Source organism: Cellulomonas sp. Root137 (genome assembly GCF_001426725.1).
In the GTDB taxonomy this organism is placed as follows: Bacteria; Actinomycetota; Actinomycetes; order Actinomycetales; family Cellulomonadaceae; genus Cellulomonas.
Window position 1 is genome coordinate 2,515,796 of the sequence record NZ_LMFG01000001.1, and the last position, 16,492, is coordinate 2,532,287.

The window sequence follows — 16,492 nt, forward strand, 5'->3', positions numbered from 1 at the left end:
AAGAATTCGTCCGAAGGTAGTTCGGACGAAGGCTATCAGGGTGGCAGAGGGAGCGGCATGAACGTCGAGAACGTGCAGACCGTGGTCATCGGTGGCGGCCAGGCCGGTCTGGCGGCCAGCCACGAGCTGTCGGCGCGCGGCCTGCCCCACGTGGTCCTCGAGGGAGGGGCGCGGGTCGGCGACTCCTGGCGTCACCGGTGGGACTCCCTGCGGCTGTTCACCCCGGCCCGTTACGACGGGCTCCCCGGCCGTCCGTTCCCGGGCGACCCGTGGTCCCTGCCCACCAAGGACCAGCTCGCCGACTACCTCGAGTCCTACGCCGCCGACCTGGCGGTGCCGGTGCGGAGGGGCGTCCGTGTGCGCGGCGTGACCCGGTCGGGCGACGGCTTCCTCGTCGAGGCCGACGAGGGTGCGTGGCACGCCCAGAACGTCGTGGTCGCCACCGGGTTCGACCGCGTGCCTCGGGTCCCAGCCTTCGCGGCCGACGTGCGACCGGACGTCGTGCAGCTCGACGCGGGCAGCTACCGGGCACCGGATCAGGCGGGGCCGGGCGACGTCCTGGTGGTCGGGGCCGGCAACTCCGGCGCGGACATCGCCCTCGAGCTGGCGGCGACGCACCGCACCTTCCTGTCCGGTCGTCACCCCGGCCAGATCCCGTGGCGGATCGAGCAGCCCCTGGCGCGGCCACTGAACCGGCTCGCGTTCTGGGCCTTCCGCCACGTGCTGACGACGGGCACCCCGATCGGTCGACGAGCCCGCGCCGACGTGCTCGCCCACAGCGGTCCCCTGATCAGGGTCAAGTCCCGGGATCTCGCCGCCGCGGGCGTCCAGCGCGTGCCCCGGACCACCGGCGTCAGTGACGGACTGCCCATGCTCGACGACGGCCGGACCCTGGACGTCTCGACGATCGTGTGGTGCACCGGCTTCGACCCCGACCACAGCTGGATCGACCTGCCCGTGCGCGACGACGCGGGCGCCCTGACGCACGACCGGGGGGTCACCTCGGAGCCGGGGCTCTACTTCCTCGGGCTGGTGTTCCAGTACGCCCTGGCGTCGTCGATGATCCACGGTGTCGGCGCGGACGCGGCCTTCGTCGCCGACCACCTGGCGGACCGCGTCGCGAACGAGACGACGGTGCCGGTGTCGGCGTAGCCGCTAGCGTGCGCGTATGACCGAGGCGGGCCGGCTGGGTGAGTTCCTCCGAGCGCGGCGCGAACGGTTGCAGCCGCAGGACGTCGGCCTGGCCGTCGGCGCCGGGCTGCGCCGGGTACCCGGGCTCAGGCGCGAAGAGGTCGCCATCCTGGCCGGCGTCAGCACGGACTACTACCTCCGCCTCGAACAGGGGCGCGACGCCAACCCGTCCACCCAGGTGCTGGACGCCCTGGCGCGGGCGCTGTGCCTGGACACGGTCGCCACCGACTACCTGCACGCGCTCGCGCGACCGGCGGAGCGCCCCGACGCAGCCGTCGGAGATGACGTCGTCCGGGACGCGACGCGGTGGCTGATCGACTCGTGGCCGCTCACCGCCGCGGTCGTGCACAGTCGGCACGTCGACGTGCTGGCGTCGAACGCCCTGGCGCGGCGGCTGAACCCGAACTTCCGCGTCGGCGTCAACAGCGTCCTCTCGTTGTTCACGGACCCGTCGGAGCGGGTGTTCCACGCAGACTGGGACGGTCTGGCGGCACGTTCGGTCGCCCTGCTGCGGAGCGCTGCGCAGACCGGGGCGCGGGACGCCCGGCTGGAGGCCCTCGTCGCCGACGGCGCCGCCGGCAGCGCGGAGTTCCGGGAGCTGTGGGACCGACAGGACGTCCATCGTGCCGGCGACGGTGTGCACGCCCTCCGGCATCCGCTGGTGGGGACGCTCGTCCTGAGCTATCTCCGGCTGTCCGTCGTCGGCACCGCCGGGCAGTCGCTGTTCCTCTACTTCGCGGAGCCCGGCTCGCCCAGCGCCGCAGCGATGCAGCGGCTGGCGGGCGCTGGGTGGGACCAGCAGGGCCAGGAACCGGACATTCCGGAGGTCTAGCGTGCCCCGGTATGGACCTGCATCTGGCGCGAAAGGTCGCAGTCGTCACGGGTGCGAGCAAGGGCATCGGGCTCGCCGTCACGCGCGCGCTGGTCGCCGAGGGTGTCAACGTGGTCGCGGGCGCCCGCACGATCACGGACGAGCTCGTCGCACTGTCCGACACGGGGCAGGTCCTCGCCGTCGCCGTCGACCTCGCCGACGCCGACACCCCGGCCGAGCTCGTCGCCCGGTCGGCCCACTTCGGCGGGCTGGACATCCTGGTGAACAACGTCGGCGCGGTCACTCCGCGCACCACCGGGTTCCTCGACGTCAGCGACGACGACTGGCACAGCACGCTCAACCTCACCCTCATGGCCGCCGTCCGGACGACGCGTGCCGCCATCCCGCTGCTGCTCGAGCGGGGCGCGGGCACCGTGGTGACGATCTGCTCCGTGAACGCCTACCTGCCCGACCCTGGGGTGATCGACTACTCGGCGACCAAGGCGGCGGTCTGGAACCTCTCCAAGTCGCTGTCCAAGGAGTTCGGGCCGCGCGGCCTGCGCTTCAACACCGTCTCGCCGGGACCCGTGTCGACGCCCCTCTGGCTCGGTGAGACCGGTGTCGCGGCCACGGTGGCGGCGAGCATGGGCATCTCGTTCGAGGAGGCCCGGACGCGGATCATCGACAGCGCGGGCGGCTTCTCGACCGGCCGCTTCACCGAGCCGGAGGAGGTCGCCGACCTCGTCCTGCTGCTGGCCAGCGACCGCGCCGGCAACATCACGGGATCCGATGTGCTCATCGACGGCGGCTTTGCCAAGCAGCTCTGACCACACCCCGAAGGAGCACCATGTCGAGAACCCCGGTCGTCTTCATCCACGGTCTCTGGATCCACTCGTCGGCCTGGGCGCCGTGGCTGGAGCTCTTCGCCTCGCGCGGCTACGACCCCAGCGCCCCGGGCTGGCCCGGTGACGCGGACACGGTCGCCGAGACCCGGGCTGCCGCCGCTGCGCTGGACGACGTCGGGATCGAGCAGATCTGCCACCACTACGCCGACCACATCGACACGCTCGGCGCGAAGCCGATCGTCATCGGGCACTCGTTCGGCGGTCTCATCGCGCAGGAGCTCCTGGCCAACGACCTCGCCGTCGCCGCCGTGGCCATCGACCCGGCGCCCATCAAGGGGGTCAAGACCGTGCCGTTCGCGCAGCTGCGCTCCGGGTTCCCGGTGCTCGGCAACCCCGCGAACAAGAAGCGGACCGTCTCGCTCACGGCCAAGCAGTTCCGGTACAGCTTCGGCAACACCCTGACCCAGGAGGAGTCCGACGCCCTGTTCGAGGCCTGGACGATCCCCGGCCCGGGCCGTCCGCTGTTCGAGGACGCCACCGCCAACTTCTCCCGGAGCTCGCCCGCGAAGGTCGACACCCACCGCGCCGTCCGCGGTCCGCTGCTCCTCACGTCCGGCAGCGAGGACCACACGGTGCCGAAGTCGGTGACCCTCGAGGTGCTGAAGATGTACCAGGACAGCCCCGACTCGGTCACCGAGTACCACGAGTTCGACGGGCGCGGGCACTCCCTGACCATCGACGCCGGGTGGCGGGACGTCGCGGACGTCGCCCTCGACTGGCTCGCGACCCAGCGCCTGGGCGCCCCGGTCACCGAGGGCGCCTAGAGCCCGAAGACCTCCGTGGGCCGGCCGCGGACCAGGTCCACGACGGCGTCGGCTGCCTCGTCCTCGTCGAGCCGGTGGTCCGCGACGAGGCCGGCGAGGTAGCCGGCGTCGAGGCGGCGCGCCATGTCGTGCCGGGCGGGGATCGAGCAGATGGCCCTCGTGTCGTCGATGAACCCGCTGGTCCGGGACAGCCCGGCGGTCTCGGAGACCGCGGACCGCCAGCGCCGGATCGCGTCGGGCGCGTCGAGGAACCACCAGGGCGCCCCCACGTACACCGACGGGTAGAAGCCGGCCAGCGGCGCGAGCTCGCGGGAGAACACCGACTCGTCGAGCGTGAAGAGCACCAGCGTGAGGTTCGGGTGGGTGCCGTACCGGTCCAGGAGCGGGCGCAGGGCGTCCGTGAACGCGCCCGGCAGGGGCAGGTCGTGGCCGGTGTCGGGACCGAACCGTGCACCTGTCGGCCGGTGGTGACCTCGGCGTACACCCGGGTGGAGGGTCATGGTCAGACCGTCCTCCGTCGCCATCCGGGCCATCTCCAGCAGCATGTGCCGGCGCAGGGCGATCGTCTGGAGCTCCGGCGCCTGGCCGGCCAGCGCCGCGCGGTAGATCCGCTCGGCCTCCGCCGCGTCGAGCGGCTCGGTGCCGACGTCCTCGTGGCTGTGGTCGGTGGACACGCCGCCGTGGCGCCGGAAGTGCTCGCGCCGGTCCTCCATCGCGGCGACCCACCCCGCGTAGGACCCGGTGTCCACCCCGGCGACCGCGCCGAGGTGGAGCACGTCCCGAGCCCACTCGGGGCGGCCGGCCTCGAGGTACTTGTCGGGCCGGAACGTCGGCACCACCCGGCCGGTGAAGGACGGGTCGTCCCGCAGTGCGGCGTGCGCGGCGAGGTCGTCCACCGGGTCGTCGGTGGTGGCCAGCACCTCGATACGGAACCGGTCGAACAGCGCCCGCGGACGGAACGTCGGCTGCGCGAGCTGGCCGGCGATCCCGTCGTAGAGCTCGTCGGCGGTCTCGGCGCTCGGCCGCACGTCCAGGCCGAACACGTCGACCAGCGCGGCCTCCAGCCAGTACTTGACGGGGGTCCCGCGGTACACGGTCCAGTTCTGGCAGAGCAGGCGCCAGGCCTCGCGAGCCGCGTCGGGCGACAGGGGACCCTGCCCGACCCCGAGCGCGTCGAGCGGGACGCCCGACGCGTGCAGCAGCCGGGTGACGTAGTGGTCGGGGGTGACCAGCAACGACGTCGGGTCCGTGAACGGCTGGTTCTCCAGGAGCAGCCGGGCCTCGACGTGCCCGTGCGGGGAGAGGATCGGCAGGTCGCGCACCTCGTCGTAGAGGCGTCGCGCGATGGAGCGGACCTCGGGGGCGGTCGGCAGCAGCCGGTCGGGGTGGAGGCGCAGGGCCTCGGCGGTGGCGATCGACACGGTCAGTCCTCCCGCGCGGCGCGACGGGCGGCGACCTCGGCGACCATCGACTTGAAGCGCGTCTCGGTCAGCGGGTAGAAGACCATGATCAGGACGCCGACCAGGATGAACGCGGCGGGGACGAAGCCCGCGATGAAGCGGATGCCGTCCTGGGTCGCCTGGCTCTGCACCTCCTGCTGCGCGATGTACCCGACGAAGCCCAGGCCGTACGCGGCAGCTGCGCCACCGACCGCCTGGCCGACCTTGCGGGTGAACGAGAAGACCGCGTAGGTGGTGCCCTCGGTCCGCACGCCGGTCCGCCACTCGCCGTACTCGACGGTGTCGGCCTCCAGCGCCCACATCAGGGTGTTCACGGCGGCCATGCCGACTCCGTACAGGCCGAAGAACGCGATCGCCAGGCCGGGGTGGTCGGACGGGGTGAGGGCGATGCCGAGCGCCGCGACGATCGCGATGATGCTGGCGGAGATGTACGCCGGCTTCTTGCCGACGGCGCGCACGATCCGGGGGATGAAGCCGGCGACGACGAACATCACGCCGGTGCTCACGACGGTGAGGATGATGAAGTAGTTGGCGTCACCCAGCACGTCGCGGGCGTAGTAGGCCTGGACCGTCTGGAGCGTGAACATGCCGACCAGGAACGACAGCGCGCTCAGGCAGAGCATGAGCAGCGGCCGGTTGCCCTTGAGGGTGCCCAGGCTCTGCTTGAGGGTCACGTGGGCGACGTCGCGGGCGACACGCTCCTTCGAGGTGGAGAACAGCAGCATGTAGAGGCCGAACCCGATGACGACGAACAGCAGGGTGGTCAGGGTCAGGGACTGCTGGAGGTTGTCGGAGTTCTTGATCTGCGGGGCGACGATGAACGCGAGCGCGATGATCGTCGCGGCGGTGCCCATCGAGCGGAAGCTGGCCAGCCGGGCGCGCTCCACAGGCTCCTGCGTCATGGCGGAGGCCAGCGAGCCGTAGGGGATGTTCACCAGGCTGTAGGCGAGGCCGAGCAGCGCGTAGGTGGCGTAGGCGTAGATGAGCTTGCCCGTGCCGCCCAGCCCGCCGGGGACCGTGAACGTCGCCACGGAGAGCAGCAGCAGGGGCAGCGAGCCGAACAGGAAGAACGGCCGGAACTTGCCCCACCGGGTCATGGTCTTGTCGACCTGGCGGCCGGCCCAGATGTCGGCGAACGCGTCCCACACCCGCACGACGAGGAACAGCGTCCCCGCGGCGGCGGCCGAGATGCCGACCACGTCGGTGTAGTAGAGCAGCAGGAACATCGACGTCATGGAGTACGCCAGGTTGTTGCCCGCGTCGCCGGCGGCGTAGCCGAGGTACGTGCGGAACCGGAGCTTGGTCGGCGCGGTGGTGCTGGGGGTGGTGATCGGGTCGGAGACAGCGACGGTGCTGGTCATGTCGACTCCTCGGTCGGGCCGCGGGGCGGCGGGCGTGCTGGGGTGGGGGATGGGGCTGGTCATGGCTTCGTGGTCCAGCGGCGGCGCAGCACGTGCGCGGCGGCCTTCGGGCGGCGGTCACGGGTGAACACGCCCTTCTTGTTGCCGTCCACCCGGAACACGGAGGTGGAGGACGTGGCGAAGTCGGCGAAGTTCCACACCTGCTCGCCGACGACGGCGTCGACCGCGTCGAACACGCGGTGGTTCATGTCCAGGTACTCGACCTGGTACTCCTCGGACCACGGCTGCGGGGTCAGGGAGTGCACGCCGGCGACGGTGTCGGCGCCGTACTCGGTGATGATGATCGGCTTGCCCTCGGTGGCCCACTGCTGGAGCTCGGACAGCCATGCGGCCTCCGCGGCGACGAGGTCGCCGGTGTTGACGTACCAGCCGTAGTAGCGGTTGAGCATGAGCACGTCGCCCAGCTCGGACACCTGGCACGTGCCGTGCGGCGCGAGCATCACGTTGACGAAGCCGACCGGGCGGCTGGTGTCCAGCTCACGGGTCAGGGCGAAGAGCGGCTCGAAGTACGCGCGGGCGGCGTCGGTGTCCGACTCGGGCTCGTTCGCGATCGACCAGAGCACGACGCTCGGGTGGTTCTTGTCCCGCGTGATCAGCTCCCGGATCGCCTGCTTGTGCGCCTCCTGGCTCACGTCGTTGACGGTCTCGGGGGAGAAGGTCGTGTAGTTCTGGCCGCCGAAGATCCCGCCCGCCAGGCCCATGTTCTGCCCGACCGCGGCGACCTCGTCGATGACGACGATGCCCGTGCGGTCCGCGTAGTCGTAGACCTCCTCGGCGTACGGGTAGTGCGCCGTGCGGAACGAGTTGGCCCCGATCCAGTCGAGCAGCTCGAAGTCGTGCACCAGGAACGCGTCGTCGTGCCCCTTGCCGCGCACGGCGGAGTCCTCGTGCTTGCCGAAGCCCTGGAAGTAGAACGGTTCGCCGTTGATGAGGAACTGCGTCCCGCGCACCTCGACGGTGCGGATCCCGACGCTCTGGTGGTAGCTGTCGAGCGAGTCGCCCGACGCGTCAACCAGCTCGACCTCGGCGTCGTACAGGTAGCCGTCGCCGGGGGCCCACAGGTGGGCGTCGGGGACCTCGAGCTCACCGCGCGAACCCTCGGCGGTCGCGACGGTCACCCCGTCCGCGTCCCGCAGCGTCACCCGCACGTCGGCGTCGCCGGCCACGGTCACCGCGTAGGAGACGACACCGGTGGTGTCGCGGCGGTCGGTGGTGACCACGACGTCGTCGACGTAGGTGGTCGGCGTCGCGTACAGCCATACCGAGCGGTGCAGGCCGGCGTAGTTGAAGAAGTCGTGGAAGTACTGCTGGCGGCGGCCCTGCGGGGTGTCGTGCACGATGCCCGGGGGGATCGTCTGGAAGGTCAGCTCGTTGTTCACGACGATCGTCACGCGGACCTCGTCGCCGGGGGAGACCAGCGCGGTGATGTCCGCCTCGAACGGCGTGTAGCCGCCCTCGTGACGGGCCACCTCGGTGTCGCCGACCCAGACGACCGCGGCGTGCGTCGCCGAGTCGAACCGGAGCGCGACGCGCTGACCCGTCCAGCCGCGGGGGACCCGCACGGTGGTCTGGTACCAGGCGTCGCCCACGTGGTCGCGCCCGGTCGTCCCGACGAGCACGTCGTTGTAGCTCGCCGGGACGGGCATGGACCGGGCCTCGGCCAGCGGACCCTGGTGCCAGCTCTGCTGACGGCCGGCGCCCGTGGCGTCGAGGCGGAAGTCCCACAAGCCGTTCAGGGACTTGCGCTCGCGGCTCGCGGTGTCCTGGGGACGAAGCATCGGTGCTCTCCTCTCATCGCCGGCGATGCATCTGCGCGTCGGCCGGTGTTCTCATTGAGGACCCGTGATCACGGGACGACAAGCGGTTGCCATGACTTGTCGCGGTGCCTAGCGTTCACCGGGTGGACGAGCGCAAGGTGCCGACGATCTACGACGTGGCCGCGGCGTGTGGCGTCGCACCGTCCACCGTCTCCCGGGCGTTCTCCCGGCCCGGGAGGGTCAATGCGGAGACCGCGGCGCGGATCCGACAGGTGGCCGAGGAGATGGGCTACCGGGCTAACCCGCTGGCGCGGGCGCTGCCCACCGGCAAGACGTCGCTGCTGGCGCTCGTGGTCTCCGACGTGACCAACCCGTTCTACTTCGAGATCATCCGCGGCGCGGAGCAGGCCGCGACCGAGGCGGACTACACGCTCCTGGTCGCGGACGTGCACGAGTCGGCGACCGCCGAGCGCAAGGCGCTCGAGCGCGCGCTGCCGCTGGTCGAGGGTGTCGTGCTCGGGACCTCCCGCATGTCGGACTCGGCGATCCGCGTGATGGCCCAGCAGCGCCCGACCGTCGTCCTCAACCGGGTGCTCACCGGGATCCCGAGCGTCATCACCGACAACGCCCGGGGTGCGCGGCGCGCGGTGGAGCACCTCGCGTCGCTCGAGCACCGGAACATCGGGTACCTCGCCGGGCCGGAGGCGTCCTGGGCGGACGGCATGCGCTGGCGGGCGATGCGCGAGGCGGCGGAGATGCTGGACCTCCGGGTCCAGAGGTTCGGCCCGTTCGCGCCGACGCTCACGGGGGGCGGGGAGGCTGCGCCGGTCATCGCCGCCTCGAACGTCACCGCGGTGGTGGCGTACAACGACCTCGTCGCGATCGGGCTGATGCGCGGGCTCGCGGCACTCGACGTGCGCGTGCCGCGGGATGTCAGCGTGGTGGGCTTCGACAACATCTTCGGTGCCGAGATCTGCTCGCCCGCCCTGACCACCGTGGCTGCGCCGCTGGCGGCCCTCGGCAAGTACGCGGTGCAGACGCTGCTGGCCGGGATGTCGTCCCGCACGCCGCCCCAGGTCCGTCCCGCGCTGCTGCCGGCCGAGCTCGTGGTCCGGGACTCGACGGCGCGGCGGGCGCGCCGACGGCGGTCCTGACCAGCCCGGCAGGACAAGTCATGGCAACCGATTGCCATCGCCGGGACCGGTGGCGCTCAATGGTGGAGGACCGACGAGGGTCCGACGACCAGGAGGTGAGCCGTGCACGACGGAACAGGCTGGGAGCGCACCGAGCCCCCCGCACCGGTGCGGATCGTGCACCTCGGGCTCGGAGCCTTCGCCCGCGCACATCTCCTCTGGTACACCCAGGGGGCCAACGAGCTGAGCGGTGCCGAGCAGTGGGGTGTCGCCGCCTTCACTGGCAGGTCCGCCGCCGCGGCCGAGGCGCTCGCACGGCAGGACGGCCGGTACACCCTGCTCGTCCGCTCATCCGAGGGCGACGCACCGACGACGATCGACGCCCTGGTGGCGGTCCACGACGGTGCCGACGCCGACGCCTGGCGCGAGTACTTCCGTCGACGTGAGGTCGGTGTCGTCACCCTGACCGTGACCGAGGCCGGCTACCGACGCACGTCCACGGGCGAGCTCGACCGCCACGATCCCGACGTCGCGTCCGACATCGAGCGGCTCCGCGCCGGGTCGCCGGCCGTGACCGCGCCGGGCCGGCTCGTCGACGGCCTGCGGGCCCGCCGCGCGGCGGGCAGCGGTCCGATCGCCGTCGTGAGCTGCGACAACCTCCCCGACAACGGCCGCGTGGCTCGCCGGGTCACGCTGGACCTGGCCGCCGCGGTGGACGAGTCCCTCGCCCGCTGGATCGAGGAGCAGGTGGCGTTCGTCTCCACGATGGTCGACCGGATCACGCCCGCCACCACCGGCGCCGACCGCGCGATCGTGCGGAAGCTCACCGGCCGGGAGGACCGGTCCCCGGTCGTCACCGAGCCGTTCAGCGAGTGGGTCCTCGACGGCGAGTTCCCGGCGGGTCGCCCGCGGTGGGAGCTCGCCGGCGCGCAGCTGGTCGACGACCTCGAGCCGTACGAGCGCCGCAAGCTCTGGCTGCTCAACGCCGGCCACTCCCTGCTCGCCTACGAGGGCCTCGCGCGCGGACTCGCCACCGTCGCGGACGCGTTCGCCGACGACCGCTGCCGTGCCGACCTCGAGCAGCTGTGGTCCGAGGCGGCCGACGTGCTGAGCCTGCCGGTCGACGACGCCACGGCGGCGCTGCGGACCCGGTTCGCCAACGCCCGCATCGAGCACCGCCTCGCGCAGATCGCGAAGGACGGGTCGGTGAAGCTCCCCGTCCGGGTCATGGCCGTCGCGCAGGAGCGGGCCGTCGCGGGCCTCCCCGTCGGACGCGCGGAGGCGGGGGTCGTCGCCGCGTGGATCCACCACCTCGAGACCGTCGACGCGTCCTCGTCGGACCCCGGCGCCGCCGACCTCGCCGCCCGGCTGCGTGACCAGGGCAGCTCGGCCCGCGCTGTGCTGGCCCTCGAGCTCCTCGCTCCCCGGCTCGCCCGCAAGGACGTCTTCGCCCGGCACGTGTCCGAGCAGCTCGCCGTCCACCGTCCCGCCCATCCCACCCTCGCAGGAGCCCGACCATGAAGATCGTCACCGCCGACGTCATCGTCACCAGCCCGAACCGCAACTTCGTCACCCTGAAGATCACCACCGACGACGGGCTGACCGGTCTGGGCGACGCCACCCTGAACGGACGCGAGCTCGCCGTCGTCAGCTACCTGCGGGACCACGTCGTCCCGCTGCTGATCGGCCGTGACGCGGGCCGGATCGAGGACACCTGGCAGTTCCTGTACCGCAGCGGGTACTGGCGCCGCGGCCCGGTGACCATGGCCGCGATCGCCGCGGTGGACATGGCCCTGTGGGACATCAAGGGCAAGGCCGCCGGCATGCCGGTCTACCAGCTGCTCGGAGGCGCCAGCCGGAACGGCCTGATGGCCTACGGGCACGCGTCGGGCATCGACCTGCCGTCGCTCTTCGACTCGATCCGCGAGCACCAGGAGCAGGGCTACCGCTCGATCCGCGTGCAGACCGGGGTCCCCGGGCTGAAGGCCATCTACGGCATCGCCGCCCAGTCCACGGGGGAGGAGCGGTACGACCACGAGCCCGCCCAGCGTGGCGCGTACCCCGCCGAGGAGGACTGGGACACCCGCGCGTACCTGCGGCACCTGCCGACCGTGTTCGAGGCCGTGCGCCACGAGTTCGGACCGGACCTGCCGCTGCTGCACGACGGGCACCACCGGATGACCCCGATCCAGGCCGCGAAGCTGGGCAAGTCCCTGGAGCCGTACGACCTGTTCTGGCTGGAGGACTGCACGCCGGCGGAGAACCAGGAGGCCCTGCGGCTGGTCCGCCAGCACACCACGACCCCGCTGGCCATCGGCGAGATCTTCAACACGGTGTGGGACTTCCAGGCGCTCATCAAGGAGCAGCTCATCGACTACGTGCGGGCCGCCTCCACCCACTTCGGCGGCATCAGCCCGCTGAAGAAGGTGATGGACTACGCCGCGCAGTACCAGGTGAAGTCCGGGTTCCACGGGCCGACGGACATCTCGCCGGTCGGCCTGGCCGCCCAGATGCACGTGGGGCTGGCCATCCACAACTTCGGCATCCAGGAGTACATGCAGCACGGGGCCAAGACCAACGCGGTGTTCCAGCAGTCGTTCACCTTCACCGACGGCTACCTGCACCCGGGCGACAACCCCGGGCTCGGGGTCGAGCTCGACGTCGACGAGGCCGGCAAGTACCCGTACGAGACCGCCTACCTGCCGTACAACCGGCTGGCCGACGGAACGGTCCACGACTGGTGAGCCATGTCGTCGTCATGGGGGTGTCCGGCTGCGGGAAGTCCACGGTCGGGTCGCTGCTCGCGGACCGGCTCGGCGTCCCGTTCCTCGACGCCGACAGCCTGCACCCACCCGCCAACCTCGCGAAGATGGCCGGTGGCACGCCGCTCGACGACGCCGACCGGTGGCCCTGGCTCCGGCTCGTCGGGTCGGCGCTGGCGGCGGCCCCCGACGGCACGGTCGTGGCCTGCTCGGCGCTGCGCCGGGCCTACCGGGACGTGCTCCGCGAGGCCGCGCCGGACGTCCGCTTCGTGCACCTCGCCGGCACCCACGCGCAGCTGTCGGCGCGCATGCGGTCCCGCGAGGGGCACTTCATGCCGGCGTCCCTGCTGGACACCCAGCTGGCCACGCTCGAGCCGCTCGGACCCGACGAGCGGGGGATCGAGCTCGACTGCACGCTCGATCCGGAGGAGCTGGTGCGCGAGGCGGTGCGGCCCGCGCCGGACCTGCTCAGGGCGTGACGTCCCCCTCCGGGCCGGCCGACAGGCTGTGGTAGAGGTCGAAGGCGACCGCCGCGGCGCCCTCCGCGTCGGACGCCGCGCAGAGGCGGATGAGCTCCTCGTGCCGCTCGACGGAGTCGTGTCCGCCCGGTGAGGCGAACCTGAGCCGCTCGGCACGGCGCAGGACCGGCGTGAACTGGTCGAGGACCGAGGCGAGCGAGCGGTTGCCGCTGACGGACACCGGCACGGCGTGCAGCGCGTCGTCGGCGCGCAGGGCCGCGTCGGCGTCGCCGTCGTCGATCGCCTGGGCGAACCGGCGGTTCGCGTCCCGCATCTGTGCCAGGTCCGCCTCGGTCAGGCTCGGCACCGCCTCCCGGACCGCGAGCTCGTGCATCGCGGCGACCACGTCGCGCGCGTCCCACACCGCGCGCATGTCCAGCGGGGTCACGGTCGTCGACCGCCCGGGGGACGCCACCACCAGCCCGGCGTGCGCGAGCCGCATGAGCGCCTCGCGCACCGGGGTGCGGCTGACCCCGAGCCACGTGGCCAGCTCCAGGTCCTTCAGCTGCTCGCCCGGCGCGAACGTGCCGTCGACGATGGAGTCACGCAGCCGCCGGTAGACGTCGTCGCGCAGCAGCGTCCGGTCGACGGCGGGCACGTGCTGGGGGATCGGCATGCGATATATGGCACACGGGGACGTGCCGCACGTCAAGCGCGTCGCCGGTCGGTGCTACCTCCGGTCGAGCCGGAGCACGAGCGTCCCGGTGTTCTCCGCGTTGCCGAGCTCCGTCAGCTCCAGCTCGCCGCTCGCGCCCACGTACCGGCCCGTCCCGCCGACGATGGCGAGGGTCTTCACGGGTGCGTTGGAGGCCCGTCCCTGCGCGACGACCTGGCCGTCGAGCAGCTGGTAGGACACCTGGCAGCTGAGGTTGATCGGGGGATCGGCCGGCACGACCGACGTCACGGTGCACGTCCCACCGCCGGCCCCGACGGTGTCCCCGGCCTGCAGCAGCGTGTCCTCGAAGACGATCTGGTCGCCACGGCTGGGGCTGAGCGCGGGGTCGTCGATGGCGGTGACCTCGCGGACGCCCGTGGCGCTGAAGTCGAGAAGGAAGAACCCGGTGAACTGCACGTCGAAGGTGATCACCCGGTCGTGGCCCCGCGACCGGTCGGCCGGAGCGGGTCCGGCGGACCCGGCGGTGAGGACGAGGACGCCGAGACCGGCGACGACGGCGGTGGTGAGTGCTGTGCGCATGACGACTCCTGACTCCGGACGCGCCGCGTGGGTGCGGCTGAGCTCGACGGTCCGCGCCTCGGGAGAGGCCGTCAAGGCGGCCGCGCACCCCCTGTCGACCGTCGACCGGGATCGCTACGGTGGAGGATGGCTTCCACCCGGGTCGCCGCGATCCAGGCAGCTCCCGTGCTCATGGATCGGCAGGCGTGCCTCGACAAGGCGGTGCTCCTGATCGAGCAGGCCGCCGCGACGGGCGCCCGCGTGGTGGTCTTCCCGGAGGCGTTCATCCCGGGCACCCCGATCTGGATGGATTCGAGGCCCATCTGGGACGGGGACGAGGAGTGGTTCGCCATGCTCGTCGACCAGGCCGTGGTCGTGCCCGGCCCGGTGACCGAGACGCTCGGCGACGCGGCCCGGACCGCGGGTGTCTACGTGGTGATCAACGTCGAGGAGCGCGAGCCGCACGGCAGCACCATCTACAACACCACGCTGCACATCGGCCCCGACGGCAGCATCGTCGCCAAGCACCGCAAGCTCGTGCCCACGGGTTCCGAGCGCACGGTCTGGGGGATGGGCGACGGCTCGACGCTGCCCGTCGTCGACACTCCCTACGGCAGGGTCAGCGGGCTGACGTGCTGGGAGAACTACATGCCTCTCGCGCGCTTCTACCTCTACGCCCAGGGCATCGACATCTGGACGGCGCCCACGCTGGCCCAGGGCGACGGTTGGGTCGCGACCATGCGCCACATCGCTCGCGAGGGTCGCTGCTACGTCATCGGCGCGAACCCCTGCACGCACATCGACCAGATCCCCGCCGACTTTCCGCACCGCGACCAGGTCTGGACGGTCAAGGACGGGGACGGCGGCTGGGTGGAGCCCGGCAACAGCGTGATCGTCGGGCCGAACGGCGAGCTGCTCGCCGGTCCGGTCCGCCACGAGGAGACGATCCTCACCGCGGACATCGACCTCGCGCACGTCCGCGCCGCGCGCCGGATGTTCGACCCCGCCGGACACTACAACCGGCCCGACGTCTTCCGGCTCACCGTCGACACCCGCCCGCGACCGGCCTTCACGCTCGGCGACGAGCAACCCTGACACCACCTGACACCACTGGGGCTTGACGTGACACCACGGTGGTGTCACGATGGTGCTATGGACCTCGGACAGTACGTCACCGACCTGCAGCGCCAGCTGGTGGAAGCCGCGGAGAACGGCACGGACGAGACCCGTGCCGTCGCCGAGCGACTGGTCGCCGGGCTCGATGCCGCCGCTCGGCTCGTGCTGCTCGACGTCCTGTCGGCGGCTGCCGGCGAGATCACGCGCGACCTCGCACCCGGCTCGGTCGACCTGCGGCTCCGGGGGCGCGACATCGAGTTCGTCGTGACCCACACCGCCTCCGAGCCCGAGGCCGACGACGGTCCGGCCGCACCCGTCGACCTCGACGACGTGAGCACCTCGCGCACGACGCTGCGCCTGCCCGACGCCCTCAAGGCCCGGGTGGACGAGGCGGCGATCGCTGACGGCCTGTCCGTCAACACGTGGCTGGTCCGCGCGATCGCGGCGGCCCTCCAACCCAAGCAGCGACGGAACGCGCAGCGGACCCTGCGCACCGGCGACAGCTTCGCCGGCTGGGCGCGCTAACCCGCCCAGCCCCCGATACACCAGCCACGCGGACCCGCGGGGCCGGACGAACACACCCAGATCCAGGGAGGCGCCAGCATGCCCACGTTCAGCACACCGACCCCGATCGACCTCGCCATCAAGCTGTCGGTCGGCGAGATCGTCGTCGTCGCCGGCGACCGCACCGACACCGTCGTCACCGTGAAGGCCACCAACCCGGCCAAGTCGGTCGACCGCCGGGGCGTCGAGGACACCAAGGTCGACTTCGACGGCCAGCGGCTCACGATCACCGGTCCGAAGCCCCGGCTCAGCTGGATCGGCCCGGGGCCCTTCGACTCGGTCGACGTCGTGGTCGAGCTGCCGGCCGGGTCGCGGCTCACCGCCGAGATCTCGGTCGGCGACGTGCGCACGACCGGCCGCCTCGGCGCCACCCGGATCAAGGCGTCGTCCGGCGGAGCGGACGTCGAGACCACCGGTGACCTGTGGCTGCGCGCCGGGCACGGCGGCGTCACGGTGGGCACCGTGCAGGGCGGGCTGGAGATCACGGCCGACCACGGTCAGATCCGGCTCGGCACGGTCACCGGGGACGCGATCCTCAAGGCGTCGCACGGCTCCGTCCGCGTCGGGGAGTCCGGTGGCGAGCTCGACGCCAAGCTCTCCTACGGCGACCTGGAGATCACGAACGCGCTCGCCTCGGTCACAGCGAAGACCGCGTACGGCGCCATCGTGCTGGACGAGGTCTCCGCCGGAGCCATCCAGCTCGAGAGCGGCTACGGGCAGGTCACCGTGGGCGTCCGCGAGGGCGTCCCCGCCTGGCTCGACCTGTCCTCGAAGGACGGGCACGTGCGCAACCACCTCGAGGCCGACCGCGCACCCGCGGAGTCCGAGCAGTCCGTCGCGATCCGGGCCCGCACCCGGTCCGGGAACATCACCGTCCAGCGCGCCCGCTGAGCACCGACCACCACCAGAAGAAGGG

Annotated in this window: 16 protein-coding genes; 11 read left to right on the forward strand and 5 right to left on the reverse strand. The window is 72.0% G+C overall.

All coding sequences use genetic code 11. From position 1 onward, the window contains the following. Nucleotides 1-57 precede the first annotated feature (57 nt). The 4 genes from ASD18_RS11805 to ASD18_RS11820 are packed head-to-tail and all read left to right on the forward strand — an operon-like array spanning nucleotide 58 to nucleotide 3,671. On the forward strand, nucleotides 58-1,152 hold the full coding sequence (locus ASD18_RS11805) for an NAD(P)/FAD-dependent oxidoreductase (protein WP_056090945.1): 1,095 nt from the start codon (nucleotides 58-60) through the stop codon (nucleotides 1,150-1,152). A gap of 16 nt (nucleotides 1,153-1,168) precedes the next feature. Continuing rightward, nucleotides 1,169-2,023: a helix-turn-helix domain-containing protein gene (locus ASD18_RS11810; protein WP_056090947.1), complete on the forward strand. Its 855-nt coding sequence runs from the start codon at nucleotides 1,169-1,171 to the stop codon at nucleotides 2,021-2,023. Nucleotides 2,024-2,034: 11 nt separating this feature from the next. Continuing rightward, nucleotides 2,035-2,829, forward strand: coding sequence for an oxidoreductase (locus ASD18_RS11815; protein ID WP_056090950.1), 795 nt, complete (start codon nucleotides 2,035-2,037; stop codon nucleotides 2,827-2,829). A gap of 20 nt (nucleotides 2,830-2,849) precedes the next feature. After that, nucleotides 2,850-3,671 carry an alpha/beta hydrolase gene (locus ASD18_RS11820; RefSeq protein ID WP_056090952.1) on the forward strand — a complete coding sequence of 274 codons (822 nt, stop codon included), beginning with the start codon at nucleotides 2,850-2,852 and terminating at the stop codon, nucleotides 3,669-3,671. Here the strand turns inward: ASD18_RS11820 and uxaC are convergent. Genes uxaC through uidA form a run of 3 tightly spaced genes read right to left on the reverse strand, consistent with a single transcriptional unit; the run spans nucleotide 3,668 to nucleotide 8,330 of the window. Beyond that, nucleotides 3,668-5,092 (reverse strand): glucuronate isomerase, encoded by a 1,425-nt coding sequence (uxaC, locus tag ASD18_RS11825; protein ID WP_056090955.1) that lies wholly within the window; start codon nucleotides 5,090-5,092, stop codon nucleotides 3,668-3,670. The genes ASD18_RS11820 and uxaC overlap by 4 nt on opposite strands. Before the next feature lie 2 nt (nucleotides 5,093-5,094). Further along, nucleotides 5,095-6,492: a glucuronide transporter gene (gene uidB / locus ASD18_RS11830; protein ID WP_056090957.1), complete on the reverse strand. Its 1,398-nt coding sequence runs from the start codon at nucleotides 6,490-6,492 to the stop codon at nucleotides 5,095-5,097. A 59-nt stretch (nucleotides 6,493-6,551) separates the two neighbouring features. Beyond that, nucleotides 6,552-8,330 (reverse strand): beta-glucuronidase, encoded by a 1,779-nt coding sequence (gene uidA / locus ASD18_RS11835; protein WP_056090958.1) that lies wholly within the window; start codon nucleotides 8,328-8,330, stop codon nucleotides 6,552-6,554. Between the two features lie 122 nt (nucleotides 8,331-8,452). Here uidA and ASD18_RS11840 point away from each other — a divergent pair, with 122 nt between their 5' ends. The 4 genes from ASD18_RS11840 (at nucleotide 8,453) to ASD18_RS11855 (ending at nucleotide 12,683) form a co-directional block, all read left to right on the forward strand. Further along, nucleotides 8,453-9,463 carry a LacI family DNA-binding transcriptional regulator gene (locus ASD18_RS11840; protein WP_056090959.1) on the forward strand — a complete coding sequence of 337 codons (1,011 nt, stop codon included), beginning with the start codon at nucleotides 8,453-8,455 and terminating at the stop codon, nucleotides 9,461-9,463. Between the two features lie 102 nt (nucleotides 9,464-9,565). Further along, entirely contained in the window at nucleotides 9,566-10,963 is a 1,398-nt protein-coding gene (locus tag ASD18_RS11845; RefSeq protein ID WP_056090960.1) for a mannitol dehydrogenase family protein, read from the forward strand. Beyond that, nucleotides 10,960-12,186 carry a D-mannonate dehydratase ManD gene (gene manD, locus ASD18_RS11850; RefSeq protein WP_056090961.1) on the forward strand — a complete coding sequence of 409 codons (1,227 nt, stop codon included), beginning with the start codon at nucleotides 10,960-10,962 and terminating at the stop codon, nucleotides 12,184-12,186. The genes ASD18_RS11845 and manD overlap by 4 nt, the downstream gene beginning before the upstream one ends. Next, nucleotides 12,183-12,683 (forward strand): gluconokinase, encoded by a 501-nt coding sequence (locus ASD18_RS11855; protein ID WP_235522335.1) that lies wholly within the window; start codon nucleotides 12,183-12,185, stop codon nucleotides 12,681-12,683. The genes manD and ASD18_RS11855 overlap by 4 nt, the downstream gene beginning before the upstream one ends. On the opposite strand, the gene ASD18_RS11860 is transcribed toward ASD18_RS11855, so the two are convergent. Next, nucleotides 12,673-13,338, reverse strand: coding sequence for a GntR family transcriptional regulator (locus ASD18_RS11860; protein ID WP_056090965.1), 666 nt, complete (start codon nucleotides 13,336-13,338; stop codon nucleotides 12,673-12,675). The two genes, ASD18_RS11855 and ASD18_RS11860, sit on opposite strands and share 11 nt — an antisense overlap. A 54-nt stretch (nucleotides 13,339-13,392) precedes the next feature. Further along, nucleotides 13,393-13,917 (reverse strand): hypothetical protein, encoded by a 525-nt coding sequence (locus ASD18_RS11865; RefSeq protein ID WP_056090967.1) that lies wholly within the window; start codon nucleotides 13,915-13,917, stop codon nucleotides 13,393-13,395. 126 nt (nucleotides 13,918-14,043) lie between these two features. Here ASD18_RS11865 and ASD18_RS11870 point away from each other — a divergent pair, with 126 nt between their 5' ends. From ASD18_RS11870 to ASD18_RS11880, 3 genes are all read left to right on the forward strand, one after another. Beyond that, nucleotides 14,044-14,991 carry a carbon-nitrogen hydrolase family protein gene (locus ASD18_RS11870; RefSeq protein ID WP_056090970.1) on the forward strand — a complete coding sequence of 316 codons (948 nt, stop codon included), beginning with the start codon at nucleotides 14,044-14,046 and terminating at the stop codon, nucleotides 14,989-14,991. Between the two features lie 57 nt (nucleotides 14,992-15,048). Beyond that, a complete protein-coding gene (locus ASD18_RS11875; protein WP_056090973.1) occupies nucleotides 15,049-15,537 on the forward strand; it encodes a toxin-antitoxin system HicB family antitoxin in 489 nt (162 codons plus the stop codon). Nucleotides 15,538-15,615: 78 nt separating this feature from the next. After that, nucleotides 15,616-16,467 (forward strand): DUF4097 family beta strand repeat-containing protein, encoded by an 852-nt coding sequence (locus ASD18_RS11880; RefSeq protein ID WP_056090976.1) that lies wholly within the window; start codon nucleotides 15,616-15,618, stop codon nucleotides 16,465-16,467. Nucleotides 16,468-16,492: the final 25 nt, after the last annotated feature.